This is a genomic window from Solihabitans fulvus (assembly GCF_008386585.1).
Classification (GTDB): domain Bacteria; phylum Actinomycetota; class Actinomycetes; order Mycobacteriales; family Pseudonocardiaceae; genus Solihabitans; species Solihabitans fulvus.
Window position 1 is genome coordinate 34685 of the sequence record NZ_VUOB01000011.1, and the last position, 14399, is coordinate 49083.

A 14399-nucleotide genomic window follows, 5' to 3' on the forward strand; every position below is an offset into this window, starting at 1 on the left:
CTTACGGTTCGCTGGTCCCGCCCGCCGCACGGGCCGACGGATTTGCCCAGTGGCCACACAGGGTGTGTGGTGGCGTGGTGACCACCGACAGCTTTGACGTGATCGTGATCGGCGCCGGCCCAGTCGGCGAGAACGCCGCCGCCCGTGCCGTGCGCGGCGGCCTGACCGCAGCGCTGGTCGAGGCCGAACGGGTCGGCGGCGAGTGCTCCTACTGGGCCTGCATGCCGAGCAAGGCGCTGCTGCGACCCGGCCACGCCATGGCCGCCGCCCGCAGGCTGCCCGGCGTGCCGGTCGGCGAGCAGCTCGACGCCGCCGCCGTGCTGGCCAGGCGCGACGAGTTCACCTCGCACTGGGACGACGCTGGCCAGGTCGGCTGGGCCGAGGGCGCCGGCATCGCCGTGATCCGGGGCCACGGCAGGCTCTCCGGCCCGCGCGAGGTCACCGTGCGCGCGGCCGACGGCTCCGTGCGGACCCTCACCGCGGCGCACGCCGTCGTCGTGTGCACCGGCAGCGTGCCGGTGCAGCCGCCCATCCCCGGGCTCGCGGAGACCCCGACCTGGGGCTCGCGCGAGGCGACCTCGGCGCACGAGGTGCCAGGCAGGCTCGCCGTGCTCGGCGGCGGCGTCGTCGGCGTCGAGCTGGCGCAGGCGTGGGCCAGGCTCGGTTCGCAGGTGACCCTCGTGGTGTCCCAGGACCGGCCGCTGGCGCGGTTCGAGGACTTCGTCGGCGACCTGGTCGCCGACGGGCTGCGCGCGGACGGCGTCGAGCTGCTGCTCGGCGCGACCACGGAACGGGTGTCGGCCGTCGAGGACGGCGTGGAACTGGTGCTGGCCGACGGAAAGCGAATCGTCGCCGACCAGCTGCTCGTCGCCACCGGCCGCCGCCCGGCCACCGAGGACCTCGGCGTCGAGCTGTTCGGGCTGGAGCCGGGCAGGGCGCTGACCGTGGACGACTCCGGCGTCGTGTCCGGTGTGGACGGTGGCTGGCTGTACGCGGCAGGCGACGTCACCGGGCGCGCCCCGCTCACCCACCAGGGCAAGTACGCGGCGCGGGCGGTCGGCGACGCCATCGCGGCGCGGGCGGCCGGCTCGCTCACCGGCGACCCCGAGCCGTGGAGCGGCCTCGCCTCGACCGCCGACCACACCGCCGTGCCGCAGGTCGTGTTCACCGACCCCGAGGTGGCCTTCGTCGGCCGCACCGCCGAGCAGGCGCGGCAGGCCGGGCTCGACGTCAGGGTCGTCGAGATCGACATCGCGGTGGCGGGCTCGTCGCTGCACGCCGACGGCTACACCGGCAAGGCGTCCATGGTCGTCGACGAGGGGCGGCGCGTGCTGGTCGGGCTGACCTTCGTCGGCCCTGACGTCGCCGAGCTGCTGCACGCGGCCACCATCGCGATCGTCGGCGAGGTGCCGATCGACCGGCTCTGGCACGCCGTGCCGGCCTACCCGACGATCAGCGAGGTGTGGCTGCGGCTCCTGGAGGCCTACGGCCTGTGAGCGCTACTGGGTGAGCGGCAGCTGCTGCGCCTGCTTGGCGAGGTTCAGCAGCGCGGGGTCGGTCGCGGTCGACTGCCCGTCGGCCCACACGGCCTGCGCCACCCGGATCCGGTTGTCCTGGACGGAACTCGCGTAGGCGGCCCGGTCGAAGTTGGCCGGGCCGCCCGGCCACGTCCTGCCCTCCCGAACCAGGTCGTTGACGCCGCCAGCGCCCGGGGTGTCCAGCACCGCGCGGAGCTGCGCCCCGGCCGCCGCGTCGGCGACGGTGATCTCCGCGACGCTGACCGCGACCTTGCGGCCGTTCACGCTCGTCTCGTACTGGGCCCGTTGCAGGCCGGTGCAGCCGTGCTGGGTCAGCCACGTCCGCGCGTCGCCGAAGGAGTGGCCTGCGCAGTCGGTGTCCTTCGCCGCGCCCTCCGGCGCGAAGGTCAGGCCGGCCATCGCGACGGTCGTCGGCCGCGCCGAGGTGGTCGGCGGCGCGGCGCTCGGCGTGTCGCCCGAGGTCGCCGCCACGATGATGCCGAGCAGCACCAGCAGCCCGAACACGCCGGCCGCCGCGTACGGCGCCCAGTGCGGCAGCGGCGGCAACGGTCGCCTCGGCTTCCGTTCCGCGCCGCGCTCGGCGCCGTCCTTGCCCCCGATCCTGGGGATCAGCATGGTGCTCGCGCTGGCCAGATCGGTGGTGACCGCGTCGGGGAAGCCCTCGGCGAGCAGCTGCCCGGTGTCCGGCGGGGAGCCCTCGGACATGACCACGCCCAGCAGCCTGCTGGCCTGGTCGACGGTGCACGGCCGTTCGCAGGTGGCCAGCTCGCGCGCGGCGGCCAGCAGCGTGGTCGGCTCGGGGTGCAGCACCCGCACGCCCCGGTTCAGGTCGACGGTGGGCTGGACGACCTTGCCGACGTAGGGGCCGACGGCGATCACCGTGCTCACCGGCAGCGGCTCGGCCCGCATGGCCTGCAACCGGTTGGCCACCGTGGTGGCGGCCGCGAGCGCCTCGGTGGCCGGGTTGACCGCGCCGTCGGTGCGCACCAGCGGCCAGCCGTCGATCGCCCACCCTCCGGTGAGCGGGGCCTCCAGTCGCATCGCCGGGTCGGGCAGGTCGACGCCGACCACGACGAGCACGCCCCGCGGCAGCACGATCACCGCGTCGAGCGGCCGCGGGCAGCCGGGCGGCTGGACCCCGAGCAGCGCGACGCCGCCAAGGACCGCCTTTCCGACGCCCCAGGTGCTCAGGGCCGCGCGGACATCGACACCCACCACGGAGGGCTGTTCACCAAGCCGCACCAGACGCAACGCACCGACACCTCCTCGCGACCGCCGCCCGATCGGCGCCGCCGGATTCACACCGTAGCGCCGCGCGGGCCGGTAGCCGGCACGGACAGGCGTTGGTCACTGCCCCAAGGGCCCGGTTATCCGGGTTGATCGGACACGGACGGGTGATCCGTTTCGCTGTTCAACCTGGTTCATATGGCGGACGGAGCGGAACCCAGGGCAGAATGACGCAACGGGTGGTCGCTCTTGATCGTCTGCTGATGAGGTCGTAGGGGAAGACGTCCCTCGTCGAGTAGCGGAGGTCAGTAGTGAGCAACCGTGGCAGCACCAGTGGCGTGGTCTACGTCCACTCGTCGCCGTCTGCGGTCTGTCCGCACGTCGAGTGGGCGATCTCGGGCACCCTCGGGGACCGGGCAGACCTCCGTTGGACGGCACAGCCCGCAGCACCAGGCCAGTTGCGGGCCGAATGCGTCTGGACCGGCGACGCCGGCACCGGCGGTCGGCTCGCGTCCGCGTTGCGGGCTTGGCCGATGATTCGATTCGAGGTCACCGAGGAACCGAGCAGCGGCGTGGACGGCGAGCGATTCTGCTTCGCCCCTGTCCTCGGCCTGTGGCATGCCCGCACGAGCGCGAACGGGGACATCGTCGTCTCCGAGGACCAGCTCCGCGCGCTCGCCGCACGCAGCAGGGGAGGGGAGTCCTTCGCGCACAGCGTGGACGAACTGCTCGGCGCGGCGTGGGACGACGCGCTCGAGCCGTTCCGGAGGGCAGGTGACGGCGCGCCGGTGACCTGGCTGCATCGCGTGGGCTGACGGGCGCTGAGTACGGCCCGAGTGCGGTGTCGCGCGGGCTGACTCTGTCCGATGGGCACTGTCTGCATCGCGTGGGCTGACGGGAGGTCTGCGGTGTCGCGTGGGGCGAGTTCCGTCCCGCGTGACCATGGAGCGCGGGGTTGTGGCACGCTCCGGAGGTGTCACCCGCTCAGGCGTCAAGGGCGAGCGCGCGCTGGCTGTGGCCGGTCGTCGCGCTCGTGGTCGCGACCTCGGTCGCCGGCGGGCTGCTGGCCCGCGAGTACTACCACCGGCCGCAGGACCAGACGCCGCGGCCGGTCGCCGTGCAGCCGAGTGTGCAGCAGAGCGTGCCGCGGTCCGAACAGCCGGGCGACGGCGCCGTGAAGCTGTCCATCGACGCGGCGGCGCATCCCGACGGTGAGCAGGTCCGCGCGATGTTGCAGCGCATGTTCGACGCGATCAACAGCCGCCAGTACGCCGCATGGCTCGCGGTGGTCAGCGCCCGGCGCTCGGTCCCGATCGCCGAGGAGGCGTGGCAGTCCGGCTACGAAACGACCAGGGACGGCACGATCCTGGTGCAGCGCATCGAGACCACCGGCGACTCGAACCTGCACGTGCTGCTGAGTTTCGTGAGCACCCAGAAACCCGAGAAGGCGCCCGCCGAGATGCCCTTGCCGTGCCTCAGGTGGCGGGTGGTCTATCCGATGGTCTTCGAGCGCGGCGTGCTCAAGTTCGATCCGGGCGTGGAGTCCAAGGTCCCGTCTTACGAGGGCTGCTGACCGCGCCACCGCCCAGCCGATTGGCGGATGGGGGCCTTCACCCCGGCCTGACTCGAGGTCAGGCCGAGGTGAAGACGAGGGACACGTTGTGCCCGCCGAAGCCGAACGAGTTGTTCACCGCGGCGGTCAGGTGCATCTTGCGTGGCTCACCGGACACCACGTCGAGCTGAACCTTCGGGTCGAGGTTCTCCAGGTTCAGCGTTGCCGGGATGACGCTGTCGCGGATGGACAGCACCGTCGCGATGGCCTCGACCGCGCCGGCCGCGCCGAGCAGGTGCCCGAGATTGCCCTTGGGGGCGGTGAGCACCGGGTGATCACCGATGGCCCGTCGCACGGCCTGCGGCTCGATCACGTCGCCCACCGGGGTCGACGTGGCGTGGCAGTTCACGTGGCCGATGTCGATCGGGTCGACGCCGGCGTTGCGCAGCGCCGCCGCGATCGCCCGCGACTGGCCGATGCCCTCCGGGTCGGCCGCCGTGATGTGGTAGCCGTCGGAGCTGGTGCCAATGCCGGCGAGCCGGCCGTACACCTTCGCCCCGCGCGCGGCCGCGAAGTCCGCCCGCTCCAGCACCATGATCCCGGCGCCCTCACCGAGCACGAAGCCGTCCCGACCGATGTCGAACGGGCGGGAGGCCCTGGTCGGGTCGTCGTTGCGGGTGCTCATCGTGCGCGCCTGGCAGAACCCGGCGACCGGGATCGCCGTGATGCACGCCTCGGCGCCACCGGCGACCACGACGTCGGCCTCGCCGGACCGCAGCATCCGCCACGCCCAGGCCAGCGCCTCGGCGCCCGACGCGCAGGCCGACACCGGGGCGTGCACCCCGGCCCTGGCCTTGAGGTCGAGGCCGACGTGCGCGGCCGGCCCGTTGGGCATCAGCATCGGCACGGTCAGCGGCGAGACCTTGCGCAGCCCCGCCGTCTCCAGCAGATCGTCCTGGTGCAGCAGGGTGATCGCGCCACCGATGCCGGTGCCGATCACGACACCGAGCCGCTCCAGGTCGACCGTGTCCTCGCTGTGCCCCGAGTCGGCCCACGCCTGGCGGGCGGCAACCATCGCCACCTGCTCGCAGCGGTCCAGCCGCCTCGCCTCGACGCGGGGCAGCGTCTCGGTCGGCTCGACGGCGAGCTGCGCGGCGATCTTCGCCGGCAGCTCGAACTTCTCCACCCAGTCGAACTCGAGGGGGGCGATGCCGCTGCGACCAGCGAGCAGCCCCTCCCAGGTGGACTCGACGTCCCCACCGAGCGGGGTGGTGGCACCCAGCCCGGTGACGACAACATCGTTAGTGGTCATGCGTTGCTAGCGATGTAGTTCACCGCATCGCCAACGGTCTTGAGGTTGGCCAGCTCGTCGTCGGGGATCTTCACGCCGAACTTGTCCTCGGCCTGCACGGCGATCTCCACCATCGACAGCGAGTCGATGTCCAGGTCGTCCACAAAGGACTTGTCGACCGAGACGTCGTCCGCGGCCACACCGGCGACCTCTTCGACGATCTCGGCAAGCCCCTTCTGGATTTCCTCGATGCTGCTCACTGACGGTTCCTTCCTGCTACTTTTCGCTGATACCGGACTGGGCAGGTAGCCCGCCGGAAGTACGTCCTACGGTGCCTTACGGGCAGATCACGACCTGCGCCGCATAGGACAGTCCTGCGCCGAAGCCGACCAGCAGCATCACGTCGCCACTGGAGATCCGGCCCGCCGAGTTCATGTGGTCGAGAGCGATCGGGATCGAGGCCGACGACGTGTTGCCCGAGTGCACGATGTCGTCGGCGACCCGCAGGTCGTCCCGCGCGCCCCGCTGCTTGAGCTTCTTGGCGATCGACTCGACGATCCGCAGGTTGGCCTGGTGCGGCACGAGCACGTCGATGTCGGACAGCTGGAGGCCGGCGAGCTCGACCGCGCGCTCGGCGATCGGGGCGATCTGCGTGGTGGCCCACCGGAAGACGGACTTGCCCTCCTGGTAGATGTAGCGGCCGTCGCGCAGGTAGATCAGGTCGACGAGGTCGCCGGCGCTGCCCCAGGCCACCGGGCCGATGCCCGGCTCCTCGGCAGGCCCGACCACGGCCGCGCCCGCCCCGTCGCCGAAGATGATGCAGTTCGCGCGGTCGGTCCAGTCCAGCCAGTCGGTGAACCGCTCGGCGCCGATCACCAGGACCCGCTGCGCCGAGCCGCCCCGGATCATGTCCGAGGCCACCATCAGCGAGTAGGGGAACCCGGCGCACGCGGCGTTGAGGTCGAACGCGGCAGGCGACTTGATGCCGATGCGGTCGGCGGTCTGCGCGGCCGCGTTGGGGATGTTGCCCGGCATCGTGCAGGTGGCGACGATCACCGTGTCCACGTCGGAGGTGGACACCCCGGCGTTGGCGACGGCCTTGGCCCCGGCCTCGACGGCCATGTCGACCAGCGTCTGGTCCTTGTCGGCGAGCCGACGCTCGATGATGCCGACCCGCTGCCGGATCCACTCGTCGTTCGTCTCGACCAGTTCCGACAGGTCGTCGTTGGTCACAACGCGGTTGCCCTGGGCGCTGCCGAACCCGAGCAGTCGGGTGCCGGCGGCACCGGAGAACTGCCGCAGCGTTGGGCGCTGGTTGGTCAATTCGCACTCCTGTCAGGAACCTGCCCGGCAGCGACCGGCTCGGTGAGCAGGTCGGCCACCTTGGCCAGGCTGTCCGGGGTCTTCAGCGGCAGCGTCGCGGTGCCCTTGAGCTCGCGCTTGACCAGCCCGCTCAGCGTGCCGCCAGGCGGCAGCTCGATGGTCCCACTGATGCCGGCGGAGCCGAGCGTGGCCATGCACAGGTCCCACCTGACCGGCAGCGTGACCTGGGCGATCAGGCGGAGCAGCATCTCCGCGCCGCTGGTGACCACGGCGCCGTCGGCGTTGGACAGCAGCGGACGGTTCGGGTCCTTGGCCGTGATGTCCTTGGCGCGCTCGCGCAGCGCGTCCTCGGCGGAGGCCATGTAGTGGGTGTGGAAGGCGCCCGCGACCTTCAGTCGGATGACCTTGATGCCGGGGCCGGGCTCGGCGACGAACGCGTCCAGCGCGGCGAGCGAGCCGGCGGCGACGATCTGGCCGGCGCCGTTGCGGTTCGCGGGGACCAGGTCGAAGGAGGCGAGACGCGCGGCGACCTCGTCGGGGTCGCCGCCCATCACGGCGGCCATCCCGGTCGGTTCGAGCGCGCACGCGGCGGCCATCGCAGCGCCGCGGACGGCGGCGAGGGCGACGGCGTCGTCCGCGCTGAGCACACCGGCGATGGCGGCGGCGGCGAGTTCGCCGACCGAGTGGCCGGCTACCGGGGCGTCGGCCGGCAGGGCGACTGTGTTGCCGTTGCCGTTGCCGTTGCCGTTGCTCAGGTGCTCGTAGGCGAGCAGCGTCTGCGCGACGATCAGCGGCTGGGTGATCGCGGTGTCCTTGATCTCCTCAGCGTCGGCCGTGGTGCCGAGGCGGACGAGATCGAGGCCGGTGGCCGCCGACCAGCCCTCGATCCGGTCGCGAGCGCCGTCCAGTTCGAGCCAGGGCGCGAGCATGCCGGGGCTCTGCGAGCCCTGGCCGGGAGCAAGAAGCGCGATCACCCGTTAACTGAACACGGTCACGGGGGCGAAAAGTGATGCTGGCGACGACCAAGTCCGGGCGCAGGATTTGTCGGGTGTCTACAAAGATGGCTATGAGGTGACTGAGAGGTGATCAGTCGTATACGCAGCTGACCTGGGTAGACATCTCTCGGTAGTCGTAGGGAGCTTCTACCTCTTCGTGTCATCCCATGGGGTGTGGTTGGTGGAGATGGAGGGTGCTGTCTGTCACATCCACCTGTCACACCCACATCGCCTGGTGGGTGTTGCGGTTGGGGCGGGGCTTGGGAGATGGGTAGAGCTGCCGGGTCGCTGCGTCGTCGTTGGAGACCGGACAGAGCTGCCGAGTTGCAGTTCGGCGGGGTGGGCGCGGGTGCGTTCGGGTGATGGTTGTGCGGCCGACGGTCTATGCGGGGATGGACTTGGAACACTGCCGTGCACGGTGGATCTGCCGGGTGCCGGGGATTGCGGGGCAGTGGTGGTGCGGGTCGAACGGCGAGGCTGGGTGGTGTTCGCGGCGGTGGCCGCGGCTGCTGTGGTCGCGGTGCCGGCCGGGCTGAAGGCCGCTGGGGTTGCGAACCCGTGGTGGTTGGTCGGGGCCGGGGTGGTCGCGGCCGTGGCGGCGGTGTTCGCCAAGGTGTGGCTGGATCGGTACGGCCGGATGGTCACGCGTCGAGACGAGCGCGATCTGTCGGTGTTGGACGGGTGCCTGGTGATCGGCCGAGGCAGGTTGCCGACGGTCAGACAGATCAGCGACCCGAGATGGCTGGGCGTGCATCCCGCGAACCGGCTGGCTGATGCGGAGAACGGTTCGGTCCTGCCGGCCTACGTCCCGCGCGACGTCGATGAGGAGCTGCACGGCCTGATCGCACGCGGCGGTTTTGTGTTGTTGGTGGGCGATTCGACCGCAGGCAAGACGCGCACGGCGTACGAGGCCGTGATGGCCACCGTTCCCGACCATGTCGCGATCGCCCCGAAGAATCGTCAAGCCGTTGCGGCGGCGGTGGACCGGGCGGTCCGTGCGACGAACTGCGTCCTGTGGCTGAACGACCTGGAGCACTATCTCGGCGCGGATGGCCTGACTCGGGACATGGTGGCGAAGGTCCTGTCCGGGCAGGGGCATCCGGTGGTGGTCGCGACCATTCGCTCGGCGGAGCTGTCGCGTTTTACGGAGGAAGCGGCGGGCGATGACCAGTCACGGCAGAACTTCCGAGAGGCCCGCGCCGTGCTGGAATTGGCGGGCGAGGGGATTCGGGTGGAGCGGAGATTTTCCTCGCCCGAGCGGGACCGTGCGCAGGATCGCGCCTGGGATCCACGCATCGCCGATGCCCTGGAGCACAGCGGTGACTACGGACTGGCGGAGTATCTGGCGGCCGGTCCGGAGTTGCTGACGGATTGGCGCAACGGCTGGGAGCCTGGCACGCATCCCAGAGGTGCGGCGCTGGTTGCCGCTGCGGTCGACTGCCGCCGGGCCGGCCTTCAGCCGCCGCTTCCCGCGCGGTTGCTGGATGAGCTCGTCGAGGACTACCTCGCGCGGCGCGGCGGTGCGCGCCTCCGGCCGGAGTCGGTCGAGCAGGCGTGGGAGTGGGCGACGCGTCCGCGCAGGGCAACGACCGCGCTCCTCGACGGGGCGGTCAAGGCTGGTTTTGACGTGTTCGACTACCTGGTGGACGTGTCACCACAGGCCGCGTGCTCGGGCCAGGCGGCCGACCGACAGCGCCACCCTCAGCACCAGGGCGTCCCTTGGGTCGTTGGCGTTGCGGCCGGTTAGTTCGGCCACCCTGCGGAGGCGGTAGCGGACCGTGTTGGGGTGGACGAACAGCTTGCGGGCGCAGCTTTCCAGGACGCCACCGACCTCAAGGTAGGTGTCGACGGTCTCCAGCAGTGCTCCGCTTGCCTCCTCCAGCGGCCTCGCCACCCGGTCCACGAGTTGCCACTCGGCCTCGGGGTCGCCGGCCAGCGCCCGCTCGGGGAGCAGGTCCAGGGAACGAACGGGTCTGGGGGCGGTTGGCCAGCCGACCACGGCTCGGAGGCCGGACAGGGCGTCGCCCGCGCTGCGGTGCGCCTCGGCCAGGCTCGTCACGGTCGGGCCGGCGACCACTGGGCCCGCGCCGAACGCGTCGGCCATCCTCAGGAGGACGTCCTTGCCCTGGCCGCTCTCGGCGGTCGGGCCGGCCAGCACCACCACCAGGCGGGAGCCCTGCACACCAAGCAGCACCGGGCGGCTCATCCTGGCCGCGCGGGCGCGCACCTCGTAGATCACCTGCGGGGGGTCGTCCGACGGGGGATTGCCGACCAGCACGGTCGCCTCGGCCGCCGGGTCCCAGCCGAGCGCGGCGGCCCTCGACAGCAGCGACTCCTCGGCGTCGCCACGGACGATCCCATCGACGACCAGCGCCTCCAACCTCGCGTCCCACGCGCCGCGCGCCTCGGCCGCCGCCGCGTAGGAGGTGGCCGCCGCGAACGCGATCTCCCGCCCGTAGCGCAGCACCGCCTCGGTCAGCGGTCCCCGCTCCGATTCGCTCGCGGCGAGGCCAGGCAGCTGCTGTTCGAACACGTCGAGGGCGATCCGGACCAGTTCGACGGTCTGTCGCAGGCTCACCCACCGCGAGATGTCCTTCGGCGCGGCGCGGAACGCCTCGGCGGTGAGCCGGATCACCTGTTTGGGATCGCGGAGCCACGACGCGAAGCCGGCCACCCCGCTCTGGATCACCAGCAGCACGCTGGCCCGCTGGTCGGCGGGCATCCGGCGGAACCACGGCAGCCGCTGCTCCATCGCCGCGATGGTGGCCGTGGCGAGCTCGCCCGAGGCGCGCTCCAGGTTGCGCAGGGTCATCGAGGACAGCCCCTGCCAGGTCTCCTGCCCGTCGCCAGTCATCCCGCCAGTCATGCGGCCAGAATCGCACGCGCCGTCCGGAACGGGGACGCGCAGGTGAACTGCCTCGCGTCGGCGAACGACAGCAGGCACGCTGGTCCGCTGTGAACCTGGTGCGAATCGACGGGGACCCCGTCTGCCTGCGGGACTGGAATTCGGCACTTCTGTCTGATTTGCCGGATCTGCTGGATCCGACTCGGCCGTGGCACGACACCAACGGTCCGTACTTCGGCCGGATGACGGAGGCGGAGGCCGCCGAGCAGGTTCGGCGCACCGGCGAGCTGGCCGCGCTGCCCGCGATCGAGCGGGAGACACCTCGGCGCAGGCTGGCCGTGATGGAAACGGCGACGGGGCGGCTGGTCGGCGAGGTCAGCTGGTACTGGGAGTCGCAGGAGACCGACTGGCGCCGCCTCGGCGTGCTGATCTACGACGAGACCTGCTGGGGGCGCGGCTACGGCACCGAGGCGCTGCGGCTGTGGACCGGCTACCTGTTCGCCAGCACGGACGCGCTGCGGCTGGACTACGCCACTTTCTCCGGCAACCCGGGCATGATCGCGACCGGCCGCAAGCTCGGCTTTGTGGAGGAGGGTCGGTTCCGGCGTGCCCGGCGGTGGGCCGGGGGAGTGCACGACTCGGTTGTGCTCGGTGTGTTGCGCGAGGAGTGGGTGGAGCGGCATTCGCTGCCGGACGTGGATGGTTGGCCTGACCCGAAAGAGTGCACGGAAGGCTGACTGTCCACACCGGACCGTGCCTGTCACCGCAACGTGTGACTGACGCGCTGTGTGCTGCGGCCGTACGTTCCCTGGGACGGCAAGTCGGATTGATTCTCGACCGCAGCAGGGAGGTTGACCTTGCGTACGTCTCCGTCAGTCGGGGGATGGCGACGCGTGGCGACGGCAGGTATCGGTGTCGCCACGTTGCTCGGTGTCGCGGTGACGGCCGGGCCGGCCGCCTCGGCCGCGCCGGATCCGGCGCTCGCCCAGTTCTACGGCCAGCAACCCGCGTGGTCGGCGTGCGAGGGGGACCTCGCCGAGCTGGACTGCGCCACCCTCGTGGTTCCGTTGGACTACGCGAATCCCGGCGCCGAGCAGATCGCGGTCACGGTCAGCCGCAAGAAGGCCAGCGATCAGGAGCACCGGCGTGGCGTGCTGCTGAGCAACCCCGGCGGCCCCGGCGGCTCCGGGCTGGTGATGCCCAAGTACCTCGCCGCCAAGACCGAGCTCGGCAAGGTCTACGACCTCGTCGGCTTCGATCCGAGGGGCGTCGGCAAGTCGACCGCGCTCAACTGCGAGACGCGGCCGGCGCTGGCCACCGAGGACTCCCGCCCGCCCGACGCGGACTTTCCGCAGTGGGTCGCCGAGGCGCGCCAGGCCGAGGAGGGCTGCAACCGCGCGGCCGGCGGCATCCGCCCGTTCGTCAACACGCCGAACACCGCGCGGGACCTGGACGTGATCCGTGGTGTGCTGGGCGAACCCAAGATCAACTATCTCGGCTACTCCTACGGCACCTACCTCGGCGCCGTGTACGGCAGCCTGTTCCCGCAGAACCTCGACCGCAGCGTGCTGGACTCCTCGGTGCACCCGGAATGGGTGTGGCGCGAGCAGTTCAAGGCCCAGGCGATCGCGTACCGCAAGGACGTCGAAGCCTGGTCGGCCTGGGTCGCCGAGCGCAACGGCACGTTCAAGCTCGGCTCGTCCGCCGGCGAGGTGCTGGCAGGAGTGGAGAAGGTGTCCTCGGCGCTGTTCGTCAAGCCGGTCGGCGACTACACCAGGACCAGCTTCGACGGCGCGATGGGCGTCGGCGCCCGCTACCGTCCACTGTGGTCGGACCTGGCGCTGATCGTCGGCAAGCTGCGCGACGGGGCCGCCCCGCCCGCCGCGAACCCGACCCCGGCGCCGGTCAGCAGGGCCGAGGTCGACGACGCGGCCCGCGCCGGCACGCTGCTTGCCGGGCTGGGCCTGGCGAACCTGCACTCCGGCGTGTTCGACACCGTCACCTGTGAGGCGGACTGGCCGACCGATCTCGGCGTCTACTACGAGGAGATGCGCGTCTTCCGGGACCGCTACCCCTACGGCTACGGCGTGGTGCGGGCCGCCCCGACCACGTGCGCGTTCCGCAGCTTCACGCCGCCGGAGCCGCTGGTGAAGATCAAGCGGGACGGCTACCCGGTCGGGCTGGTGATCCAGGCGGAGGGCGACGCGCAGACCCAGTACGACAGCGGGCCCGCGATGTCCACCCGGTTGCGGGACAACCTGATCAGCGTCGCCGACGACGGCACGCACGGCCAGTACGGCGGCCACAACGACTGCGTCAACGCCCAGGTGAACCACTACCTGCTGGACGGCGTGCTGCCGGCGAGCAGCTCCTCCTGCAAGGGCGACCCGAGGCCGAACGTGGCCGCCGACCCCGCGCCGGCGAGCCCGGTGCAGCCGTCCGCAGGGGCGACCCTCGAACAGTCGGTGCGCGCGTTCATCGACAACAGCGGGCTGGCCACGCGGCCGTTCTAGGGCGGGCACGCACGCACGAGACAGCCAAAAACGCGGGGCCGCCCGGCGCAGTGCGCCGGGCGGCCCCGTCTCCCCGGTCCCCACCGGTCCCTCCACTCTGGACGGTCGGCGGGAAAAACGCCACGCACATCACCCTTTCGTGCCATGGCTTTCAGGTTGCCGGCCCTCACGCACTGCGAAACGATCACGCTGACCCCGAAGTCCCGCAACGCACACCGAGGAGGGTGTCATGGGCACCCAGATCCGCGACGGGCTTGGCCAGGCGTGGGCACTGATCGCCACCTTTGTGCCCAAGCTGTTCGGCTTCCTGATCGTCCTGCTCATCGGCTGGCTGATCGCCAAGGCGATCGCCAAGGCCGTCGACTTCCTGCTCGGCAGGATCGGCTTCGATCGGCTGGTCGAACGGTCCGGCCTCGGCGGCGCGATGTCGCGGTCCCCGATCGACGCGACCGGCCTGATCGTGAAGCTCGTCTACTACTTCGTGCTGCTGATCGCGTTGCAGCTCGCGTTCGGTGTCTTCGGCACCGGCAACGCGGTGAGCCAGCTGCTCAACGACGTCATCGCGTACCTGCCGAGGATCGTCGTCGCCATCGTGCTGGTGCTGGTCGCCTCGGCCGTCGGCCGGGTGCTGCGCAACCTCATCACCTCGGCGCTCGGCAACAGGCCGTTCACCTCGATGGTCGGCAACATCGTGAACATCTTCGTGGTCGCGCTCGGCGTGATCGCCGCGCTGAACCAGCTCGGCATCGCGGTCTCGGTGACCATGCCGGTGCTGATCACCGTGCTGGCCACCGTCGGCGGCATCCTGGTGGTCGGCCTCGGCGGCGGCCTCATCCGGCCGATGCAGCAGCGTTGGGAGGGCTGGCTGGACCGGATGCAGGAGCAGGTGCAGCACGCGCCGACCCCGCGCCAGGAACACGAGAACACGGCAGCCTCGGCCGCCGCGTCGGGCCAGCAGCCTCGGCAGCAGCCGATGCAGCCGGCCGGCCCCGCCGCGCAGTCCGACCTGCCGACCCCGCCGTCCGGTATCCAGATGCCGCCGAACCGGTAGCGGTCCCGGTCAGGGACGCACGCCTTGGGCCCACCCCGTCGTTCTCCGGAGCGGCGGGGTGGGT

The 14399-nt window shown here is 71.4% G+C and carries 13 protein-coding genes; 7 read left to right on the plus strand and 6 right to left on the minus strand.

Going from position 1 to position 14399, the window contains the following annotated elements; genetic code table 11:
• Nucleotides 1–77: 77 nt before the first annotated feature.
• Entirely contained in the window at nucleotides 78–1496 is a 1419-nt protein-coding gene (locus F0L68_RS07810; protein ID WP_149848799.1) for a dihydrolipoyl dehydrogenase family protein, read from the plus strand.
• 3 nt (nucleotides 1497–1499) lie between these two features.
• On the opposite strand, the gene F0L68_RS07815 is transcribed toward F0L68_RS07810, so the two are convergent.
• On the minus strand, nucleotides 1500–2780 hold the full coding sequence (locus F0L68_RS07815; RefSeq protein WP_223198591.1) for a hypothetical protein: 1281 nt from the start codon (nucleotides 2778–2780) through the stop codon (nucleotides 1500–1502).
• A 296-nt stretch (nucleotides 2781–3076) separates the two neighbouring features.
• Between F0L68_RS07815 and F0L68_RS07820 the strand changes: the two genes are divergently transcribed.
• Nucleotides 3077–3580: a DUF3145 domain-containing protein gene (locus F0L68_RS07820; RefSeq protein WP_149848801.1), complete on the plus strand. Its 504-nt coding sequence runs from the start codon at nucleotides 3077–3079 to the stop codon at nucleotides 3578–3580.
• Between the two features lie 158 nt (nucleotides 3581–3738).
• Nucleotides 3739–4338: a hypothetical protein gene (locus tag F0L68_RS07825; RefSeq protein WP_149848802.1), complete on the plus strand. Its 600-nt coding sequence runs from the start codon at nucleotides 3739–3741 to the stop codon at nucleotides 4336–4338.
• A 58-nt stretch (nucleotides 4339–4396) separates the two neighbouring features.
• Here the strand turns inward: F0L68_RS07825 and F0L68_RS07830 are convergent, their stop codons facing one another.
• From F0L68_RS07830 to F0L68_RS07845, 4 genes are all read right to left on the minus strand, one after another.
• Nucleotides 4397–5629, minus strand: a complete 1233-nt coding sequence (locus F0L68_RS07830; protein WP_149848803.1) for a beta-ketoacyl-[acyl-carrier-protein] synthase family protein — start codon at nucleotides 5627–5629, stop codon at nucleotides 4397–4399.
• On the minus strand, nucleotides 5626–5868 hold the full coding sequence (locus tag F0L68_RS07835; RefSeq protein WP_149848804.1) for an acyl carrier protein: 243 nt from the start codon (nucleotides 5866–5868) through the stop codon (nucleotides 5626–5628). The genes F0L68_RS07830 and F0L68_RS07835 overlap by 4 nt, the downstream gene beginning before the upstream one ends.
• A 76-nt stretch (nucleotides 5869–5944) precedes the next feature.
• Nucleotides 5945–6931: a beta-ketoacyl-ACP synthase III gene (locus F0L68_RS07840; RefSeq protein WP_149848805.1), complete on the minus strand. Its 987-nt coding sequence runs from the start codon at nucleotides 6929–6931 to the stop codon at nucleotides 5945–5947.
• Entirely contained in the window at nucleotides 6928–7905 is a 978-nt protein-coding gene (locus F0L68_RS07845; RefSeq protein ID WP_149848806.1) for an ACP S-malonyltransferase, read from the minus strand. Before F0L68_RS07845 ends, F0L68_RS07840 begins: the two co-directional genes overlap by 4 nt.
• A gap of 472 nt (nucleotides 7906–8377) precedes the next feature.
• On the opposite strand from F0L68_RS07845, the gene F0L68_RS07850 reads away from it, so the two are divergent.
• The gene (locus F0L68_RS07850) at nucleotides 8378–9673 is read left to right on the plus strand and encodes a tetratricopeptide repeat protein (RefSeq protein WP_149848807.1); all 1296 of its coding nucleotides are present in this window, start codon (nucleotides 8378–8380) and stop codon (nucleotides 9671–9673) included.
• Here the strand turns inward: F0L68_RS07850 and F0L68_RS07855 are convergent.
• Entirely contained in the window at nucleotides 9578–10792 is a 1215-nt protein-coding gene (locus F0L68_RS07855) for a PucR family transcriptional regulator (protein ID WP_149848808.1), read from the minus strand. The genes F0L68_RS07850 and F0L68_RS07855 overlap by 96 nt on opposite strands.
• Nucleotides 10793–10881: 89 nt before the next feature.
• On the opposite strand from F0L68_RS07855, the gene F0L68_RS07860 reads away from it, so the two are divergent.
• The 3 genes from F0L68_RS07860 to F0L68_RS07870 all read left to right on the plus strand — a co-directional run bounded on the left by F0L68_RS07860 (nucleotide 10882) and on the right by F0L68_RS07870 (nucleotide 14335).
• A complete protein-coding gene (locus tag F0L68_RS07860) occupies nucleotides 10882–11508 on the plus strand; it encodes a GNAT family N-acetyltransferase (protein ID WP_149848809.1) in 627 nt (208 codons plus the stop codon).
• Nucleotides 11509–11664: 156 nt separating this feature from the next.
• Entirely contained in the window at nucleotides 11665–13284 is a 1620-nt protein-coding gene (locus tag F0L68_RS07865; RefSeq protein WP_223198583.1) for an alpha/beta fold hydrolase, read from the plus strand.
• Between the two features lie 229 nt (nucleotides 13285–13513).
• A complete protein-coding gene (locus F0L68_RS07870) occupies nucleotides 13514–14335 on the plus strand; it encodes a mechanosensitive ion channel family protein (protein WP_149848811.1) in 822 nt (273 codons plus the stop codon).
• Nucleotides 14336–14399: the final 64 nt, after the last annotated feature.